Genomic DNA, 18,879 nt, shown 5'->3' on the forward strand with positions numbered 1-18,879 from the left:
CGCGCGGTACGGGATCAGCCGCCGTGCCGGGCCGCGTTGGCGACGATCGCGTCGCGCAGGTAGGCCGCCAGGCCGGGCCGGATGTCCTCGTACATCTGCGTGAAGCGCGGGTCGGCGACGTACATCTCGCCCAGGCAGGTGTGCATCTCGTGCCCGCAGTCGTAGTACGCGCGGGTGATGAACAGCCGGTGTTCCTCCGCCGTGTCCATGGCCTCCCCGGAGTCGGCCGCCGTGCCGGCGGACATCAGGTCGGCCATGCGCAGGTGGAGGGAGTCGAGCTCCTCGGTGATGCGCTTCCAGTCGTCCTTGGTGTAGGACGCGGTCCGCTGCCGGGACTGCCGGTAGGCGTCGGTGTCGCCCCAGCGCTCCCGGACCTCGTCCTCGTACTGCTCCGGGTCGGCGTCCCCGAACACCTCGAACCGTTCCTCGGGCGTCAGGCTGATTCCCATCGTGCGTGCCTCCATGGCGTGCTCCACGGCCGCCGCCATCTTCCGCAGCTTCTCGATCCGGGCGGTCAGCAGGTCGTGCTGCCGGCGCAGGTGCGCGCGCGGGTCCGCGTCCGGGTCGTCGAGCAGGGCGGCGACCTCGTCGAGCGGGAAGCCGAGCTCCCGGTAGAACAGGATCTGCTGCAGCCGGTCGAGGTCGGCGTCGCCGTAGCGCCGGTGACCCGCGTGGCTGCGCTCGCTCGGGGTGAGCAGGCCGATGGCGTCGTAGTGGTGCAGGGTGCGCACCGTGACCCCGGCGAAACCGGCCACCTGTCCCACGGAATGACTCACTTCCGCTCCCTTCTCGATACGCGCTCCACCCTGGGTCCTCACGTGGCGTGAGGTGCAAGCCGGATGCCCCGACGGTTTCACGCCGACCGCCCGTTCGCGCCGATCGTCCCCGCCTTCCGTGCGCGCGCTCCGGCGGGCCGACCGTTCCGGATTGACCGTTTCGCACCGTTTCGAGCGCTTGGTCCGTCTATCGTGTGCCCGTGGTCCAGGACAGCACGCAGCAGGAGCCCTCCGCCGCCCCGGCGTCCCGGGCGCGCGACCTGCTGCCGTCCGTCGTCCCCGCGCTGGTCGTGGGGGCGGTGTGCAGCCTGCTGCTGGTGGGCGTGAGCCGGGCGGCCGAGGAGTTGCAGGACGTGCTGTGGCGGACCGTGCCGGACGCGCTCGGGGTCGGCCGGTACTCCGTGCCGTGGATGTTCGCCGTGCTGGTCGCCACCGGGATCGCGGTCGGTCTGGTGGTGTGGAAGGCGCCGGGGCACGCCGGTCCCGACCCGGCGACGACCGGCCTGGACGCCCCCGTGCTGCCCCCCGTGGTGCTGCCGGGACTGCTGCTGGCGAGCGCCCTGGTGCTGGCCGGCGGGCCGAGCCTGGGGCCCGAGAACCCGATCATCGCCGTGAACGTCTCCCTGGCGGTCTGGCTGGGCGCCAGGGTCGCGCCGCGGGCCCCCGAGCGCGGCTGGGTCGCGCTGGCGGAGGCGGGGACGATCGGCGCGCTGTTCGGTACGCCGGTGGCCGCCGCCCTCGTCATCTCCGAGGCCCTGGCGGGACAGCGGATCAAGGGGCACCTGTGGGACAGCCTCTTCGCGCCGCTGACCGCCGGGGCGGCCGGCGCGCTCACCGCCGACCTGGTGTCGAGCCCGAGCTTCGACCTGGACCTGCCGCCGTTCGGCAGTCCCGGCTGGGCCGACCTGCTGTCGGCGCTCACGGTGGCCTCGGTGGGCGCGCTGCTCGGCATGTGCGCCGTCCACGCCTTCCCGTACGTCCACGGGGCCTTCCGGCGGCTCCGGCACCCGATGCTGATGCTCCCGGCGGGCGGCGTCGTGCTGGGCGTACTGGCGGCCCTGGGCGGGCACCTGACGCTGTTCAAGGGGCTCGACGAGATCGCCGTGCTGGCGGCCGATCCCGAGGGCTGGTCGGCGGGCGGGTTCGCGACGATGACGGTGGTGAAGCTGGCCGCCCTGGTCGTCGCCGCGTCCTGCGGGTTCCGGGGCGGCCGGATCTTCCCGGCCGTGTTCGTCGGCACCGCGCTGGGGCTGTGCGCCCACGCCCTGGTCCCCGGCGTGCATCCGGCGGTGGGAGTGGCGGCGGGGGTGCTGGGGGTGCTGCTGGCCATCACCCGGCAGGGCTGGGTGAGCCTGTTCGTCGCCGCGGTCCTGGTCGCCTCGCCGGGCGTCCTGGCGCTGCTGTGCATCGCGTCGCTGCCCGCCTGGCTGCTGGTCACGGGACGCCCGCAGATGCAGCTGCGGGCGGACGGGTCCCCGGTCCGGTGACGCCGGCCCTTCCCGCGGTCTCCGCGCTCCCCGCGGCCGCCGTCCTCCCCATGGTCTCCGCACTCCCCGCGGCCGCGATCGCCCTCGCGGCCGCCGTCGCCCTCGTGGCCGCCGTGGCCGCCGTGGCCCCCACGGCCCTCCCTCCGCACGAACTCCCGCACCGCCCCCGTACGCACTCCCGGAGGTCTCCATGCCGCTGCACAACGCTCCCCGGCGCGACGAGCGCCCCCTGTCCGTCAATCCCTTCCTGGGCCCGGCGAACCCCGTCGGGGGCATGACCGAGGCGCCGCCCAAGCACCGGATGCCCGGGGCCCCGATGGCGCCCGCGACGGCGTACCAGCTGGTGCACGACGAGCTGATGCTGGACGGCAACGCCCGGTTGAACCTGGCCACCTTCGTCACCACCTGGATGGAGCCGGAGGCCGGCCGCCTGATGGCGGAGTGCCGGGACAAGAACATGATCGACAAGGACGAGTACCCGCGCACCGCCGAGCTGGAGCGGCGCTGCGTGTCGATGCTCGCGGACCTGTGGCACGCGCCCGACCCGGCCGCGGCCGTGGGCTGTTCGACGACGGGGTCCAGCGAGGCGTGCATGCTCGCCGGGATGGCGCTCAAGCGCCGCTGGGCGCGCCGCAACGCCGGCCGGTACCCGTCGAAGGAGGCCCGGCCGAACCTCGTCATGGGCGTCAACGTCCAGGTCTGCTGGGAGAAGTTCTGCACCTTCTGGGAGGTGGAGGCCCGTCAGGTGCCCATGGAGGGCGACCGGTTCCACCTCGACCCGGAGGCGGCCGCCGGGATGTGCGACGAGAACACCATCGGGGTCGTCGGCGTCATGGGTTCCACCTTCGACGGGTCCTACGAGCCGATCGCGGACCTGTGCGCGGCGCTGGACGGGCTCCGGGAGCGCACCGGCCTCGACGTCCCGGTGCACGTCGACGGGGCGTCCGGCGCGATGGTCGCGCCCTTCGTCGACGAGGACCTGGTGTGGGACTTCCGCCTTCCGCGCGTGACGTCGATCAACACCTCGGGGCACAAGTACGGGCTGGTCTACCCGGGCGTCGGCTGGGCGCTGTGGCGGGACGCGGACGCCCTGCCCGAGGAACTGGTCTTCCGGGTGAACTACCTGGGCGGCGACATGCCGACGTTCGCCCTGAACTTCTCCCGGCCGGGCGCCCAGGTGGTGGCGCAGTACTACTCGTTCCTGCGGCTGGGCCGCGACGGCTACCGCGCGGTGCAGCAGGCCGCGCGGGACGTGGCCGGCGGGCTCGCCGCCCGGATCGGGGAGTTCGACGACTTCCGGTTGCTGACCCGGGGCGACGAGCTGCCGGTGTTCGCGTTCACGACCGCTCCCGGGGTGAGCGCGTTCGACGTCTTCGACGTGTCCCGGCGGATGCGGGAGCACGGCTGGCTGGTGCCCGCGTACACCTTCCCCGCGAACCGGGAGGACCTGTCGGTGCTGCGGGTGGTGTGCCGCAACGGCTTCTCCGAGGACCTCGCCGCCCTGTTCGCCGAGGACCTGGCCCGGCTCCTGCCGGAGCTGCGCCGGCAGCCGCACCCCCTCGTCCGCGACAAGAACGCGGCCACCGGCTTCCACCACTGAGCGGACCCGGCCCCGGGTCCGCCGGGCCCGCTACCGGCTGAGCCGCGCGAACCTGCGCACCGCCAGCGGGAAGAACACGGCGAGCAGGACCAGGGGCCAGGCGACGGCGGCCCCCACGTGTCCCGGCTCGCCCCCGGGGCCGCCGAAGAGGTCGCGGACGGCGGTGGCCGTCTGCGACATCGGGTTCCACCGGACGAGCGTGCCGAGCCAGCCCGGCATGGACTCGGGCGTCGCGAAGGCGTTGGACAGGAAGCCGACCGGCCAGACCAGGATCTGCACGGCCTGCACCATCTCCGGCTTCCCGGCCACCAGCGCCAGGTGGATGCCGATCCAGAGCATCGCGAACCGGAACAGCAGGAGCAGGCCCACGGCGCCCAGGAAGCCGCCCGGGCCGCCGTCGGTGCGCCAGCCGAGCGCGGCGGCGACGGCCAGGAGCACCACGAGGCCGATCGCCGACTGGAGCATGTCGGCCGCGGAACGGCCCACCAGGACCGCGCCGTCGGCCATCGGCATGGAGCGGAAGCGGTCGACGACGCCCTTGTCCAGGTCCTGGGTGACGGCGACCATGGTGCCCTCCAGGCCGAAGGCCATGGTGAGCGCGAGCATGCCGGGGACCAGGTAGTCGAGGTAGTCGCCGCCGATCCCCCGGCCGCCGCCGACCAGGTAGCCGAACATCAGCAGCAGCATCACCGGGAAGACCAGGTTCACCACCACCGCCACCGGCTGCCGCCCCCAGCGGGCGAGTTCGCGGCGGGTCATGGTCCAGGAGTCGGTCAGTGCGTACGCCATGCCGGTCACGCGGTCTCCTCCACTCGCTCGTCGTGGCCGGTGAGCCGCAGGAACACCTCGTCGAGCGTGGGCCTGCGCAGGGCGATGTCCTCGGCCCGGATCCCCGCCTCCTCCAGTGCGCGGACGATCCCGGCCAGGGCCGCCATGCGGTCGGTGACCGGCGCGCTCAGCAGCCGCCGGTCGGTGTCCACGGTGACCGTGTCCCGCGGTACGGGCAGCAGGGCGGCGGCCGCGTCCAGCTGCCCGGCGTCGCGCAGGACGACGTCGACGCGGTCGCCGCCGACGGCCGCCTTGAGTTCGTCCGCCGTGCCGTCGGCGATGACCCGGCCGGCGTCCACGACGGAGACGCGGTCGGCGAGCTGGTCGGCCTCCTCCAGGTACTGGGTGGTGAGCAGGACGGTCGTGCCGCCGTCGACCAGGGAACGGACCGAGTCCCACACCTCCGCGCGGCCGCGGGGGTCGAGGCCGGTGGTCGGTTCGTCCAGGAAGAGCACCTCCGGTTCGGTGATCAGGGAGGCGGCGAGGTCCAGGCGCCGCCGCATGCCTCCGCTGTACTGCCGCACCGCCTTGCGGCCGGTGCCGGCGAGGTCGAAGCGCGCCAGGAGTTCGTCGGCGCGCGCACGGGCGCGTCGCGCACCCAGGTGGTGCAGGCGGCCGAACAGTTCGAGGTTCTGCCGGCCGTCGAGTTCCTCGTCGAGTGCCGCGTGCTGTCCGAGCAGGCCGATGCGCAGGCGTACCGCGTACGCCTCGCGCACCACGTCGTGCCCCGCGACCTCGATCCGGCCCGCGTCGGGCCGCAGCAAGGTGGCCAGGATCCGGACCAGGGTGGTCTTGCCCGCGCCGTTCGGGCCGAGCACTCCGTGCACCGTGCCGCGCGCGACCGTGAGGTCGAGCCCGTCCAGCGCGGGCGTGCCGTTCCGCGTGCTCCCCGGACTTCCGGGGTTCTTCGGGTTCTTGGTGCTCTTCGGGTTCCCGGGGTTCCCCGGGTTCCTCCCGCCGTACGTCTTGCGTGCTTCCTCGACGACGATCGCCGCGTCGGCCACTGCAGCTCCCTAGCTAGTCAAACTTGACTACACGCTTGCGAAGGTAAGCCGCGCCCCGCCTCCTAGTCAAACTTGATTAATGCGCGGACCGGCGTGCGGGCGGACGTCTCAGCGCTCGTCCCCCGGGTGCCGCTCCCCCGTCGCGTACGGGTTCTCCTGGTCCTCGGCCAGGATGCCCACGAACGGCTCGCCCTCCCCGGCGAAGGTGTAGGAGCCGGCCTCGATCCGTCCGATCAGGCCCCTGGTCCACTCGGCCTCCGCGTCGGCCGTGTACACCCACAGGTTCATGATCTCGCCGATGTGGCCCAGCGGTTCGGGGCCGCCCTCGGGCACGTAGTGCTCGGTGACCGCGGCCCGCCACTCCTCGATGCGCCGGATCCGCTCCTTGAGCAGTGCCACCGCCTCCTGCCTCGGCAGGTCGACGACGAAGCCGATCGCCGCCGACTTCACGTCCATCTTCTGGTCGTAGGCGACGAGGGCCTCGCGCAGCAGCGCGAAGTACGCCTCGTCGCCCGCCGCGGTGATCTCGTACTCGGTGCGCGGCGGGCCGCCGGCCGTCGAGGGCGCGATCTCGTGCGCGTGCAGCAGCCCTTGCTTCGCCATCTGTTTCAGGGCGTGGTAGATCGAGCCGGGCTTGGCGTTGGACCACTCGTGCGCACCCCAGAACTCCAGGTCGTTGCGCACCTGGTAGCCGTGGGCCCGCCCGTGCTGGCGCACCGCGCCGAGCACGAGGAGACGGATCGCTGACATGGGCTCCAGCGTAGGCCGCGGGCGGTCACCCCCAGGCGCTGCCCCGCTCCTTCGCGACCAGCTCGAAGGCCGTGGCGCCGTCCAGGGACTCCCGGACGATGTCGGCGTGGCCGGCGTGCCGGGCGGTCTCGCGGATCAGGTGGAGGGCCAGCCAGCGCATGGAGACGCGCCCCTCCGGCGGGAACCAGGGCTGGTCCGGCAGCGGGAAGGTGTCGTCGAGGCTGGGCACCGAGCGCAGGAACGCCTCCGTCCCGGCGGCGACCTTCTCCCAGTACGCCAGCTGCGAGGCCACCGTCTCGTCACCGACCAGCCGGTGGCACTCGTGCCAGTTCGTCTCGTCCCGGTGGACCGCCGGCGCCTCCCCCTTGGCGCGGGCGACCCAGCTCTGCTCGACCTCGGCGCAGTGCTTGACCAGCCCGCCCAGGGACAGCTCACTGGCGCTGGGCCGTGACGCGGCCTGCTCGTCGGTGAGGCCGAGCACCGACCGGCGGATGCCGCCGCGCTGCTCCTCGAGGAACGCCAGCAGCGCCCCGCGCTCGTCGCCCCGAGCCTCCGAGGGAACGTGAGTGACCATGACGGCCGCCTTTCGCCGGTGAGGGCTTCCGCCCCGGTTTCCCTGACACCGACGACGCTACGGGCCCTTGCGGACAGGCAGTGTCCGCAAGGGCCCGGCGGGAAGGAGCGGTTCGGGGGCGACGGCTCAGAAGGGGAACCGGCTGCGGCCGTGCTGCACCGAGACCCACTTCACCGTGGTGAAGGCGTCCAGCATCGCCTCGCCGTTCAGCCGGCCGCTGCCGGAGTTCTTCTCGCCGCCGAAGGGGACGATCGGCTCGTCGTGCACGGTGCCGTCGTTCACGTGGAACATGCCGGTGTCGACCTGCTTGGCGAAGTTCACCCCGCGCTCGACGTCCCCGGTGTGCACCGCTCCGCTCAGCCCGTAGGGGGTGTCGTTGACGAGGCGTACGGCCTCCTCCTCGCCGTCGAACGGGACGAGGAAGACGACCGGGCCGAAGACCTCCTGCCGGAGCAGGGCGGAGTCGGCGGGCAGGCCGGTGAGCACGGACGGCTCGACCAGGTTGTTGGTGCGGTTGCCGCGCACCAGGGCGGTCGCGCCCTCGGCGAGCGCCTGCTCGACGACACCGGCCAGCGAGTCCGCCTGCTGGGAGTTGATCACCGGGCCGATGACGGTGCCGGGCTCGCGCGGGTCGCCGGCCTTGAGGGACCTGACCTTGGCGACGAACTTCCCGGTGAACTCGTCGGCCACCGAGCGGTCCACCAGCACGCGGTTGGCGGCCATGCAGACCTGGCCCTGGTGGACGTACCGGCTGAACACGGCCGCGTCGACCGCGTAGTCGATGTCGGCGTCGTCGAGGACCACCAGCGCGCTGTTGCCGCCGAGTTCGAGGACCGAACGCTTGAAGAGGCGCGCGCAGACGGTGGCCACGTGGCGGCCGACCGCGTCGGAGCCCGTGAAGGAGATGACCTTCGGGACCGGGTGCTCGAGGAAGGCGTCGCCGATCTCCGCTATGTCGGTGATGACGACGTTCAGCAGACCGCCGGGCAGGCCCGCGTCCTCGAAGATCTTCGCGATCAGCGCCCCGCCGACGATCGGGGTGTTCTGGTGCGGCTTGAGCACCACGCCGTTGCCGAGCGCGAGTGCCGGGGCGACCGACTTCAGCGACAGCAGGAACGGGAAGTTGAACGGGCTGATCACGCCGACGACGCCGACGGGCACGCGGTAGACGCGGTTCTCCTTGCCGTCCACCGGCGAGGGGATGATCCGGCCCTCGGGGCGCAGCGCCAGGTGCACCGACTCGCGCAGGAACTCCTTGGCGAGGTGCAGCTCGAAGGCGGCCTTCAGGCGCGTGCCGCCGAGTTCGGCGATGATCGCCTCGGTGATCTCCTCCTCGCGCTCCTCGACCAGGGCGAGCGCCTTCTCCAGCACCGCGCGGCGCGCGTACGGGTTGGTCGCCGCCCACTGCCTCTGCGCGCGGGCCGCCGCCCGGTAGGCCTCGTCGACCTCGTCGACGGTGGCCGTCGTGATCGACGCCAGCTTCTCGTCGTCGTACGGGTTGAAGTCGATGATGTCCCAGGAGCCGGTGCCCGGACGCCACTCGCCGTCGATGTACTGCTGGGCCAGGTCGGTGAAGTACGACGACATGTGATGTCTCAACCCCTCAATCCCTCGCTGCCGAAGCGGGGCCGCCCCGGATCGGCTCCCACCCCGGCCGGCCGGGCGACCGGGGTGCGACCGGCGTGCGACCGGCCGGGCGATCGGGGTGTGGCCGGCTCGGCCGCACGACCCGGTGGCGATCCGTCCCGCACGCCTGATCGAGCGTCATCGTACTGTTGTTTCAGGTGAGTTGGAGGAGACCTCGCAGAAGGTCCCGGCTCTCCGAGGGTCCCGGGCTGTCCTGCTGGAGCTCCTTGAGCGCCTTCTCGTACTGACCGACGTCCTCGGCCTTGTCGAGGTACAGCGCGCTCGTCAGCTGCTCCATGTACACGACGTCCGAGAGGTCGGACTCGGGGAAGCTGAGGATGGTGAACGCGCCGGACTCGCCGGAGTGGCCGCCGAGCCCGAACGGCACGACCTGCAGCCGGATGTTGGGCCGCTCGGAGATCTCGATCAGATGCCGGAACTGCCCCCTCATCACCTCGCGGTCGCCGTACGGGCGGCGCAGGGCGGCCTCGTCGAGCACCACGTGGAACTCGGGGGCGTTCTCCGCGACCAGGTACTTCTGCCGCTCCAGGCGCAGCGCCACCCGCCGTTCGACGTCGGCCCCGCTCGCGCCCCGCATGCCGCGCCGGACCACCGCGCGCGCGTACTCCTCGGTCTGCAGCAGACCGTGCACGAACTGCACCTCGTACGCCCTGATCAGGGCGGCGGCGCCCTCGAGGCCCACATAGGTGGGGAACCAGCTGGGCAGCACGTCCGAGTAGCTGTGCCACCAGCCCGCGACGTTGGCCTCCCTGGCCAGGGAGAGCAGCGAGGCGCGCTCCTGCTCGTCCCCGATGCCGTACAGCGTCAGCAGGTCCTCGACGTCCCTGGTCTTGAAGCTCACCCGGCCCAACTCCATCCGGCTGATCTTCGATTCGGAGGCGCGGATCGAGTAACCCGCCGCCTCGCGCGTGATCCCCCGAGCCTCACGCAGTCGCCTGAGTTGTGATCCGAGCAGCATGCGCCGCACCACCGATCCCGGCTCTCCCGCGCTCACGTTCGCCAGCCTCCCCAACGTCTGCCAGGGGCCGAAGTCTGCCACTAAAACACTTCGAGCAGTACTCGCCCGGTTACGGAAAGGGAACCGGTGTGAAGGTTTCGGGCAGGAAGGGGCTGAGAGCAGGCCACGGAAGGGACAGGAGGGGCGTGAATATGGTGGAAAAATTGCCCAACAAGCGGTACGGCAGGACCTATTTCGGTCAGCTGCACGTGCATCTGCCCTTGCATCTGCCGTGCGCATCCGAAACCATGGTCTTCGCACCACCGCCGTATCGCCGCGACCGCGAATCCCGGGAGTGCCTCGCATGGGGACGAATGGATCGACCATGCTCGAGCCGTTACGGCAGGGCCTTCCGCCACTGGACCCCGGAGGCGTCCCCGACGCCGTCTCCTGCGCCCTGCCCGCCCGCCACGAAGCGGTCGGCGAGGCGAGGCGGTTCACCCGCAGGACCTGCGACCAGTGGGGTCTGGACGACCGTTTCGACGACGTGTGCCTGGTCGTCTCCGAGCTGGTCACCAACGCCCTGCGGCACGGCCTGCCGGCCTGTGCGCCGCGGTCGGCGGGCCAGGAGGCCCCGGTGCGGCTGCACCTGCTGCGGTGGACCGGACGGCTGGTGTGCGCGGTGCGCGACCCGAGCCGCGGCAGCCCCGTCCCCCGTGCCGCGGGCGACTTCTCCGCGGAGTCGGGCCGCGGGCTGCTCCTGGTCGAGTCGTTCAGCGACGGCTGGGGCTGGCAGCCGATGCGGAGCGGACGCGGCAAGATGGTCTGGGCGCTGTTCCTGCTGCGGCCTCCCGGCGGAGCGTGAGGGAAGCGGTACCTTCGCGCGCGGTTCTTCTACGCGCGTTGCGCGGGATCCGGGGCCGCCGGGCGGGATCCGGTGCGGCGGGCGGGCCCGCGCCGGGGAGGTGAGTCCGGTGCCGGGGCGAAGGGCGCGGCAGGCGCTTTCGTCAGCCGACGACCAGGTGGTCGAACTCGCCGTCCTTGATGCCGAGGAGCATCGCCTCGATCTCCGCCCGGGTGTAGACGAGCGCGGGCCCCTCGGGGAAGCGGGAGTTGCGCACCGCCACCTCACCGCCGGGCAGCCGGGCGAACTCGACGCAGGAACCCTGCGAGTTGCTGTGCCGGCTCTTCTGCCAGGCCACACCGTTCAGCCTGGTGGCCGCCATGCCGTTGAACACGCGGGACGCGTCGGCGACGCCGTACACGTCGCCTTCGTACACATCACCGTCGTACACGTCGTGGTCCACAGGTCGCTCCCCGTTGTGCACTGGCTGGTGTTGCCATTGATGCAGTGGTCAACTGACCCGGATCATAGCTTTGTTCAAGTGCAAATGCATGGGCAGATGCACGTGCACGCGGGGTGTTCCCGCAGTTACAGCCCTGCGGACCGACCTGCCGGACCCCGTGTGGAGGGAGACGCGCACGGGGGCCTTTCTGTTCCCTCCCCGCCCTCACCCGTCCTCCCGCTCCCCGCCGGGCCTGAAAGCGGTCTCTCCTCACCGCCCGCGGCCCCGCGCCGTGAGGACACGGAAGCGGCTCCCGGGCCTCCCGTTCCGTCGCCACGCGGTGACGGTGCGGCGCGGGGCCGCGGCACGCGGCGGGTCACCGGGGCTGGTGGGGTGCCGGGCACGTCCTGTTAGCTGTCTGCGGTCGTTCCGGCCGGCGCGGCCGGCCACGAGGCGGGGGGATTGCGGTGACACCGGTGGATCAGGACGGCACGGGGACGTCGGCGGACTCGGCAGCGGCCACGGGCGCGGCTCCGGGGGCGTGCCGGGGTGCGGTTCCGGAGGCATCCCGGGGCACGGTCCCGGGGGTGTCCTCGGGAGCGGCTTCGAAAGCGCCTTCGGAGGAGAACTCGAAGGAAACGTCGAAGAGGGCTCCGGCAAGGGCTTCTGCGGCCGCCTCGTCCGCGTCGCGCTCCCGGCGCACCGTGTCGCGCCGGGGCGTACGGCTCGCGGTCGCGGCCACCGGCCTGGCCGGCGCGCTCGTCCTCACCGGGTGCGGCGGCGACGGCGGCTCCGGCGGCGACCCCACCCCGTCGGGGACGGCGTCCGCCCCGGCCGACGGCGGTACCGGAGGCACCGGCGGGGCGGACGGGACGGACGCCCCGGCCGCGAGCAGTGCCCCGGCGGGCGAGCTGGAGGGCAGCTGGCTCGCCACGGCCGACGGCAAGGCCGTGGCGCTGATGGTCACCGGGGAGCAGGCGGCCCTCTTCGTCACGGGCGGCACCGTGTGCAGCGGCACCACGCGGGAGGACGCCGGCACCCCGACGATCAGTCTCCGGTGCACGGGCGGCGACGGGGGCCGGACGAGCGGCACGGTCGACTCGGTGAGCGGGTCCACCCTGAGGATCACCTGGGAGGGCTCCCCCGGCACCGAGACGTACACGAAGGCCGAGGGCGGCCGGCTGCCGTCGGGTCTTCCGACCACGGGGCCGGGCTCATAGGCGTGCTCCTGCCGTGAGGACACCGGCCGGCCCTTCGGATGCGCGAGGAGGGGTCCCCGAGGTGTGATGATCTGTGGGCTGTTCCACGACCCCAGGGGATTCCTCATGCGCACCATGCCGATCACCGTCACCGCCGTCACCGCCCTCCTCCTGCTGACCGCCTGCGGCGGCGAGGGCGGAGGGGACGGGGCGAAGGACGGAGCGAAGGACGACGCGAAGCAGAAGAACGCGGCCTGTTCGAGCGCGACGGTGAGCATGGAGGCCGGCCCCGCGAGCGAGGCCCCGGCCGCCGGTGACACCGGCGAGGTCCCCGTGAACCTCGTCAACGAGGGTGCCGCCTGCGTCCTGGACGGCTTCCCCGGGGCGAGCCTGGTGGTGGGGGACGAGCCCGTGGCGCTGGCCCCGGCCGAGGGGGCGACGGCGCAGAAGCTGACCCTGGCCGAGGGGGCATCGGTCTCCTTCACGATCAGCTACGTGCGCGGGCCGGAGGGCGCGGCCGGGAGCCTGGCCGTCGAGTCCCTGCGGGTCGGTCTCCCCGGCGACTCCGCCACCCGGGACTTCCCCTGGTCGTACGGCCCGGTGGCGGCCGGGGAGGGGACCGACGCCGCGGCCGACGCCTCCGTGGGCGCCTTCCAGCGGACGGGCGACTGACCGGCGGGAGGACGGCCGGGCGGCGCACGGGCGAACGTCGGGCCGCAGCGCGACCGGCCGGCGGACCGAAGCGTGAGCGACCGGCCGGCGGAAGCGCGACCGGCCGACGGGCGACCGAGCGGTGGAAGCTCGACCGGGCGGACCGTCGGCTTCCGGACGGGGTGTCCCGTGCTCCACGGCCCGTCCCCGCGCGGGGAACGATCCGGAATCCGGCCCCGCGCGGGGCCGGGCGATCCTCCGCCCGCCCCCGCGCGGCCCCGGACCGCATGCGGAGGAGCGGCCGGGCTCCCAGGAGGGGCGAGCGTGGGCGGGGCGTCCGGGAGGGCGAGGGGCACGGGCGGGGCGTCGCGGAGTGCCGCGGGGCGCGGGCCTCGGTTCAGCCGAGCCGTCGGCGGGCTTCGACCTGGGCGCTGTCCGCCGCCCGCGCGCCCTCCTCCCAGCCCGCCGCGTCGCTCACCCCGCGCAGCCGGGTGGTCGTCGTCTCCGGGAACAGGTGGTCCAGCCGCTCGGTGACGGCGACGTCGCGGGAGGCGAGCACCGGCAGCAGGTCCTCGCTCACCCCGCTGGTCCGGCCTTCGGCGGCAGCCGCGAGGCGCGCGCCCACGCGGTGGGCGTAGGCCGCGAGGAAGGACTGCCGGAAGGTCTTGGTCCGCTTGCGTCCGCCCGCCTTCTGGGCCGCCTCCGCCTTCGTCATGGCCGTGCCGGCCTGCACGAGCAGCGAGGTGTAGAGGAGTTCGACCGCCTCCAGGTCGGCGTCGAAGCCGACCACGGTGGAGAAACCGAGGGATTCGTTCCACACGGCCCGGCAGTGGTTCGCGTCGGCGACCGCGTCGAGCAGGACGGCCTTGGTCTGCTCGTACGGCGCTTCCACCCCGATCCGGCACGCGCCCGGTCCCTCCGCCGTGTGCGTCCGTACCGCGAGGAGGGCCTCGTCGACGCTGTGCCGCGCCATCAGTTCCTGCGCCTTGGCGGTGAGCGCCTCCGCCTCCTCCGGGAATCCGGTCGCCTCCGCCTTGGCCAGCAGTGCGCGGATGCGGCCGAGCACGCGGGACTCCGGCCGCCGGTCCCGCCCGCCGGGTCCCGCCGCGCCGCCGGCCCCGGCCGCCGTCTCGTCGAGGGATTCGAGCGCGGGCAGGCGCAGCAGCAGCCGGTACAGCTCCAGTACGGCCGTGGCGTGCGAGAAGCGGTCGGTGCGGGGTGCGGGCGCGGCGCCGGGTCCGCCGGGTGCGCCGAGGGCGTCGAGCTGGGCGGTCCAGCGGGGTCCCCGGGGCCGGTCGTGCGGCGCCTGCGCGCGGATCAGCCCCGTGACGAGCCGCAGGTGCGCCTCGTCCAGTTCGCGCCGGACGATCCGTACGAGGTCGGCGGGCTGCCAGCCGCGCCGCCAGGCGTTCGCCACGAACTCCTCGCCCCGCCGGGCGAGTTCGGCGTCCGCCGCCGGGTCTCCGGCGAGCAGGGAAGCGCCGGTGTCGAGGGCGTCGTCGGTGGTGGCGTACAGGGCTGCCCGGAAGGCGCGGTCGACGGTGCTGGACGTGCTCACGGGCCGATGGTGCCACGCCGCGGGACCCCGTCCCCACATGTCAACCCGCGGTTGACAGTCTTTCACTGTCAACTTACCGTTGACACATGACGACGAATCCCGGCATCACGTCTTCCGTACGTCTCGACGACCTCATCGCGGCCATCAAGAAGGTCCATGAGGAACCCCTCCAGCAGCTTCAGGACGCGGTGCTCGCGGGTGAGCACCTCGGCGACGTGGCGGACCACCTGATCGGCCACTTCGTGGACCAGGCCCGGCGCTCGGGCGCCTCCTGGACGGACATCGGCAGGAGCATGGGCGTCACCCGGCAGGCGGCCCAGAAGCGTTTCGTGCCCAAGGAGTCGGCCGCCCTCGACCCGAACGAGGGCTTCAACCGCTACACGCCCCGCGCCCGCGCCGTGGTGATGGCCGCGCACAACGAGTCCAAGGCCGCGCGCAACGCCGAGGGCCTGCCCGAGCACCTGGTCCTGGGCCTGCTGGCCGAGCCGGGCGGCCTGGCCGCGAAGGCGATCACCGAACAGGGCGTCACCCTGGACGCGGTCCGCGCGGCCGCCGTCGCGGCCCTCCCGCCGGCCGTCGAGGACGCCCCCGAGCTGGTGCCGTACGGCCCGGCGGCCAAGAAGGTCCTGGAACTCACCTTCCGCGAGGCCCTCCGCCTCGGCCACAACTACGTCGGCACCGAGCACCTCCTGCTCGCCCTCCTGGAGCACGAGAACGGCCAGGGCGTCCTCAGCGGCCTCGGCGTCGACAAGACGGCCACTGAGCGGTACGTCGCCGACCTCCTGGCACAGGTCGCGCGGACACGGCAGGAGGAGGACGGGGGCGAGGGGGCCGGGGCGGACAAGGACGGCGCCCGGGAGCAGGGAGCCCCGCCGGAGAACTGACCCGGGCCGTTCCCGCACCACGCTCCCGGATCCCGTTCCCGGACCTCTTCCCCGGGTCCCGCCGGGCCCGCTCCCGCACCCCGTTCGCGGGCCCGGCTTCCGGAGCCCCTGTCAGACCCTCCTGCCACACTCACCTCATGGCCGACCGGTGGGTGCTCTCCCCGGCCGAGGACGGTGGCGTCGACGTCGCCCCCCTCGGCCCGGACGGGCTGCCCGCCGCTCCGGTGCGGCGGGAGGCGGATCCCGCCGAGGCCGTGCGGAGCCGTCCCGGCGTCACCCGGTGGGTGTGGCGGTCCACCGCCGAGGTCCTTCCGCGCCTGCTCGCCGCGGGGGTGCGGGTGGAGCGGTGCTACGACATCGAGGCCGCCGAGACCCTCCTGCTCGGCCACGAGGGGCGGCACGGGCAGCCCCGTTCGGCCGCGGCCGCCCTGGCGCGGCTCCGCGGAGGCCCCGTACCGCCCGATCCGCCGCAGCGCCCGGCCGAACCGGGCGCGCAGTCGCCGCTCTTCGAACCCCGGGGCGTCCCCGTCCCACCGGCGGACCTCCTCGCGGTCTACGCCGGACAGCAGCGCCGGATCGAGGCCACCGCGCACCCGGACCGGATGCGGCTGCTGGTGGCCGCCGAGTCCGCGGGGACGCTCGTCGCCGCCGAGATGAACCGCGCGGGGGTGCCCTGGCGGGCGGACGTGCACCGCGCGGTGCTGCACGACCTGCTCGGCGAGCGGTACGCGGGCGGCGGCGAGCCCCGCAGACTCGCCGAACTCGCCGACGAGGTGTCCGCCGCCTTCGGCCGCCGGGTCCGGCCGGACCTGCCCGCCGACGTCGTCAAGGCGTTCGCGCAGGCCGGGATCAAGGTCTCCTCGACCCGCCGCTGGGAGCTCGAGTCCCTCGACCACCCGGCGGTGGGACCGCTGATCGAGTACAAGAGGCTGTACCGCGTCATGGTCGCCCACGGCTGGTCCTGGCTCCAGGACTGGGTGCGCGACGGCCGCTTCCGCCCCGAGTTCCTGGCGGGCGGGACGGTGACCGGCCGCTGGGTGACCAACGGCGGGGGCGCGCTGCAGATCCCCAAGGTGATCCGGCGCGCGGTCGTCGCGGACCCGGGCTGGCGGCTCGTCGTCGCCGACGCCGACCAGATGGAGCCGCGCGTCCTCGCGGCGATCTCCCGCGATCCGGGGCTGATGGAGGTGGCCGGCCGGGAGACCGACCTCTACCAGTCGGTGTCCGACCGCGCCTTCTCCGGCGACCGCGCGCAGGCGAAGCTCGCCGTCCTCGGCGCGGTCTACGGCCAGACGTCCGGCGACGGCCTGAAGAACCTCGCCGCCCTCCGGCGCCGCTTCCCCCGGGCCGTGGCCTATGTCGACGAGGCCGCCCGCGCCGGCGAGGAGGGCCGGCTCGTGCGGACCTGGCTCGGCCGCACCTGCCCGCCCGCCGCCCGCGCGACGGACGACGCGGTGGAGGAGGCGGGCATCCCGCTCGCGGAGGAGGAGTCCGACGCCGCCCGGCAGTGGGCACCGGGTCACACCTCGACCGACGCCCGCGCGCGGGGCCGTTTCACCCGCAACTTCGTCGTCCAGGGCAGCGCCGCCGACTGGACCCTGCTGTTGCTCGCCGCGCTGCGGCAGGCGGTGCGGGACATGGCGGCCGAGCTGGTCTTCTTCCAGCACGACGAGGTGATCGTGCACTGCCCGCAGGAGGAGGCGGAGTCGGTGGTGGCGGCGATCCGGGAGGCGGCGGACCTGGCCGGACGGCTGACGTTCGGCCCGACCCCGGTGCGGTTCCCGTTCACCACGGCGGTGGTGGAGTGCTACGCGGACGCCAAGTGATCCCAAAGACCGCAGCCGTGCGCCGCGTCACGCCCGGAAAGAGCAAAAGCCCCAGATCACGGCGAGTGAGTTCTGGGGCTTCCACAGAGCCGCCTTCGGGATTCGAACCCGAGACCTACGCATTACGAGTGCGTTGCTCTGGCCATCTGAGCTAAGGCGGCGCGCTGCCGGCACCATGGTGCGATCAGCGACGTCGGTAAGTCTACACAGTTTCCGATGGTGCTTCGTACCTGCCCCGGAGGCGGGCCCGGGGGCCCGCCTCCGGGGCGGGTGCACCCGCTACGAGCAGCGCTTTCCGTCCGGGGGCGGGGTGCCGTCGAGGAGGTAGGTGTTGATCGCGGAGTCGATGCAGCGGCTGCCCCGGCCGTAGGCGGTGTGGCCGTCGCCCTCGTAGGTGAGGAGGCGGGCCGGGGCGAGCTGGCCGGCCAGGGCCTGTGCCCAGCGGTAGGGGGTCGCGGGGTCGCGCGTGGTGCCGACGACGACGATCGGCGCCGCGCCCTCGGCCTCGATGCGCTGGGGCTCGCCCGTGGCGGCGACCGGCCAGTACGTGCAGTTCAGGGCGGACCAGGCGAAGCCCTCGCCGAAGACCGGGGACGCCTTCTCGAAGTCGGGGAGCGCGTCCCCGACCTGGTCCGGGGAGTCGAAGGCGGGCGGGAGGTCCAGGCAGTTCACGGCGGCGTTGGCGAACATCAGGTTGGCGTACTCGCCGTCGGCGTCGCGTTCGTAGTAGCTGTCGGAGAGGGCGAGGAGCCCGGAGCCGTCGTTCTCCTTCATCGCCGCCGTCAGGGCCTTGCGCAGGAGCGGCCAGGCGCCCTCGTCGTACATCGCGGCGATCACGCCGATGGTGGCCAGCGACTCGGTGAGCTGACGGCCGTCGGCGTCACCCGTGGGGACCGGCTGGGCGTCGGTCTTGGCGAAGAACTCCTTCAGGTTCCTGCCGGCCTCTCCGGGGCTGGTGTTCCGGTCGCCGAGCGGGCAGTCGCTCTGCCGTACGCAGTCCTGCGCGAAGGCCGTGAACGCCGTCTCGAAGCCCGCCGTCTGCTCGATGTTGAGCTGCCGCGCGGACAGGGAGGGGTCCAGTGCGCCGTCCAGCACCAGCCGGCCCGTCCGGTCCGGGAACAGCCCCGCGTACGTCGCCCCGAGGAGGGTCCCGTAGGAGGCACCGACGTAGTTCAGCTTCTCGTCGCCCAGCGCCGCCCGCACGATGTCCATGTCCCGGGCCGCCTCGACGGTGGACACGTGGCGCAGCAGCTTCGGCGCGTCCGCCCCGCAGCCCTCGGCGAACTTCCGGTACGCGGCGACCAGCGCGCCCTCCTCCTTCTCGTCGTCCGGCGTGAAGTCCGTCTGCGTGTACGCGTCCATCTCGGGGCCGTCCAGGCATTCGACGGGTTCGCTGCGGGCCACGCCCCGCGGGTCCACGGCCACCATGTCGTAGCGGGCGCGCACCTCCTTCGGGTAGCCGATGCCCGCGTACGACTGGAGGTAGTCGATCGCCGACGCGCCCGGTCCGCCGGGGTTGACCAGCAGGGAGCCCAGCCGCTCCCCGGGGCCCTCGGCCTTCTTGCGGGACAGGGCGAGGCGGATGTCGCCGGCGGAGGGGTCCGCGTAGTCGAGCGGGGCCTTCAGCGTGGCGCACTGGAAGCCGGGCACTCCGCAGTCGCGCCAGGCCGGCTTCTGCTCGTAGTACGGCGTGAGCGCCTCGGGCGTGGAGCGGGGCAGGGGGGCCAGCACCGCCGTCTCCTCCTTCGCCGCCGAGCTCGCGGAACTCGCGCTGCTCGTCGCGTTCCCGGAGGAGCAGCCGGAGACCAGGAGCGCGGCGGCGAGCAGCGTGGCTCCGGTACGGGTTCTGCGGAGGATGCGCCTTGTGTACAT

17 protein-coding genes and 1 tRNA gene are annotated in these 18,879 nt (G+C 73.3%); 7 read left to right on the forward strand and 11 right to left on the reverse strand.

Going from position 1 to position 18,879, the window contains the following annotated elements; all coding sequences use genetic code 11:
• Window positions 1-14: 14 nt before the first annotated feature.
• Window positions 15-776: a MerR family transcriptional regulator gene (locus tag AOK18_RS16920; RefSeq protein WP_055694921.1), complete on the reverse strand. Its 762-nt coding sequence runs from the start codon at window positions 774-776 to the stop codon at window positions 15-17.
• 200 nt (window positions 777-976) lie between these two features.
• Between AOK18_RS16920 and AOK18_RS16925 the strand changes: the two genes are divergently transcribed.
• The gene (locus tag AOK18_RS16925; protein WP_055694922.1) at window positions 977-2,263 is read left to right on the forward strand and encodes an ion channel protein; all 1,287 of its coding nucleotides are present in this window, start codon (window positions 977-979) and stop codon (window positions 2,261-2,263) included.
• Window positions 2,264-2,453: 190 nt separating this feature from the next.
• Window positions 2,454-3,863: a glutamate decarboxylase gene (gad, locus tag AOK18_RS16930; protein WP_055694923.1), complete on the forward strand. Its 1,410-nt coding sequence runs from the start codon at window positions 2,454-2,456 to the stop codon at window positions 3,861-3,863.
• 30 nt (window positions 3,864-3,893) lie between these two features.
• Here gad and AOK18_RS16935 read toward each other — a convergent pair whose 3' ends face one another.
• From AOK18_RS16935 to AOK18_RS16960, 6 genes are all read right to left on the reverse strand, one after another.
• Window positions 3,894-4,652, reverse strand: coding sequence for an ABC transporter permease (locus AOK18_RS16935; RefSeq protein ID WP_055694936.1), 759 nt, complete (start codon window positions 4,650-4,652; stop codon window positions 3,894-3,896).
• Between the two features lie 5 nt (window positions 4,653-4,657).
• Window positions 4,658-5,554 carry an ATP-binding cassette domain-containing protein gene (locus AOK18_RS16940; protein ID WP_055694937.1) on the reverse strand — a complete coding sequence of 299 codons (897 nt, stop codon included), beginning with the start codon at window positions 5,552-5,554 and terminating at the stop codon, window positions 4,658-4,660.
• A gap of 249 nt (window positions 5,555-5,803) precedes the next feature.
• A complete protein-coding gene (locus AOK18_RS16945; RefSeq protein WP_055694924.1) occupies window positions 5,804-6,445 on the reverse strand; it encodes a PadR family transcriptional regulator in 642 nt (213 codons plus the stop codon).
• Between the two features lie 25 nt (window positions 6,446-6,470).
• Complete coding sequence (locus AOK18_RS16950) at window positions 6,471-7,019, reverse strand: DinB family protein (protein ID WP_055572508.1); 549 nt, start codon at window positions 7,017-7,019, stop codon at window positions 6,471-6,473.
• A gap of 126 nt (window positions 7,020-7,145) precedes the next feature.
• Window positions 7,146-8,606, reverse strand: coding sequence for an aldehyde dehydrogenase family protein (locus tag AOK18_RS16955; protein ID WP_055572507.1), 1,461 nt, complete (start codon window positions 8,604-8,606; stop codon window positions 7,146-7,148).
• A 193-nt stretch (window positions 8,607-8,799) separates the two neighbouring features.
• Window positions 8,800-9,624 (reverse strand): helix-turn-helix domain-containing protein, encoded by an 825-nt coding sequence (locus tag AOK18_RS16960; RefSeq protein ID WP_055572513.1) that lies wholly within the window; start codon window positions 9,622-9,624, stop codon window positions 8,800-8,802.
• A gap of 364 nt (window positions 9,625-9,988) precedes the next feature.
• Between AOK18_RS16960 and AOK18_RS16965 the strand changes: the two genes are divergently transcribed.
• Window positions 9,989-10,468, forward strand: a complete 480-nt coding sequence (locus tag AOK18_RS16965; RefSeq protein ID WP_055694925.1) for an ATP-binding protein — start codon at window positions 9,989-9,991, stop codon at window positions 10,466-10,468.
• A gap of 142 nt (window positions 10,469-10,610) precedes the next feature.
• On the opposite strand, the gene AOK18_RS16970 is transcribed toward AOK18_RS16965, so the two are convergent.
• Window positions 10,611-10,910 (reverse strand): DUF397 domain-containing protein, encoded by a 300-nt coding sequence (locus AOK18_RS16970; protein ID WP_055572505.1) that lies wholly within the window; start codon window positions 10,908-10,910, stop codon window positions 10,611-10,613.
• Window positions 10,911-11,593: 683 nt separating this feature from the next.
• Between AOK18_RS16970 and AOK18_RS16980 the strand changes: the two genes are divergently transcribed.
• Together AOK18_RS16980 and AOK18_RS16985 are read left to right on the forward strand one after the other, a co-directional pair.
• The gene (locus tag AOK18_RS16980) at window positions 11,594-12,109 is read left to right on the forward strand and encodes a hypothetical protein (RefSeq protein WP_055694927.1); all 516 of its coding nucleotides are present in this window, start codon (window positions 11,594-11,596) and stop codon (window positions 12,107-12,109) included.
• Between the two features lie 66 nt (window positions 12,110-12,175).
• Window positions 12,176-12,760 (forward strand): DUF4232 domain-containing protein, encoded by a 585-nt coding sequence (locus AOK18_RS16985; RefSeq protein WP_338119122.1) that lies wholly within the window; start codon window positions 12,176-12,178, stop codon window positions 12,758-12,760.
• A gap of 376 nt (window positions 12,761-13,136) precedes the next feature.
• On the opposite strand, the gene AOK18_RS16990 is transcribed toward AOK18_RS16985, so the two are convergent.
• Window positions 13,137-14,297, reverse strand: a complete 1,161-nt coding sequence (locus AOK18_RS16990; protein ID WP_055694928.1) for a DUF2786 domain-containing protein — start codon at window positions 14,295-14,297, stop codon at window positions 13,137-13,139.
• Window positions 14,298-14,383: 86 nt separating this feature from the next.
• Here AOK18_RS16990 and AOK18_RS16995 point away from each other — a divergent pair, with 86 nt between their 5' ends.
• Both AOK18_RS16995 and AOK18_RS17000 read left to right on the forward strand, forming a co-directional pair.
• Window positions 14,384-15,181, forward strand: a complete 798-nt coding sequence (locus tag AOK18_RS16995; protein WP_055694929.1) for a Clp protease N-terminal domain-containing protein — start codon at window positions 14,384-14,386, stop codon at window positions 15,179-15,181.
• 137 nt (window positions 15,182-15,318) lie between these two features.
• On the forward strand, window positions 15,319-17,007 hold the full coding sequence (locus tag AOK18_RS17000) for a bifunctional 3'-5' exonuclease/DNA polymerase (protein ID WP_055694930.1): 1,689 nt from the start codon (window positions 15,319-15,321) through the stop codon (window positions 17,005-17,007).
• Between the two features lie 87 nt (window positions 17,008-17,094).
• Here the strand turns inward: AOK18_RS17000 and AOK18_RS17005 are convergent.
• Window positions 17,095-17,168 (reverse strand) — tRNA-Thr (locus tag AOK18_RS17005).
• A 118-nt stretch (window positions 17,169-17,286) separates the two neighbouring features.
• Window positions 17,287-18,879, reverse strand: a complete 1,593-nt coding sequence (locus AOK18_RS17010; RefSeq protein ID WP_055694931.1) for an alpha/beta hydrolase — start codon at window positions 18,877-18,879, stop codon at window positions 17,287-17,289.

It is taken from the genome of Streptomyces prasinopilosus, from assembly GCF_001419695.1.
Classification (GTDB): domain Bacteria; phylum Actinomycetota; class Actinomycetes; order Streptomycetales; family Streptomycetaceae; genus Streptomyces; species Streptomyces prasinopilosus.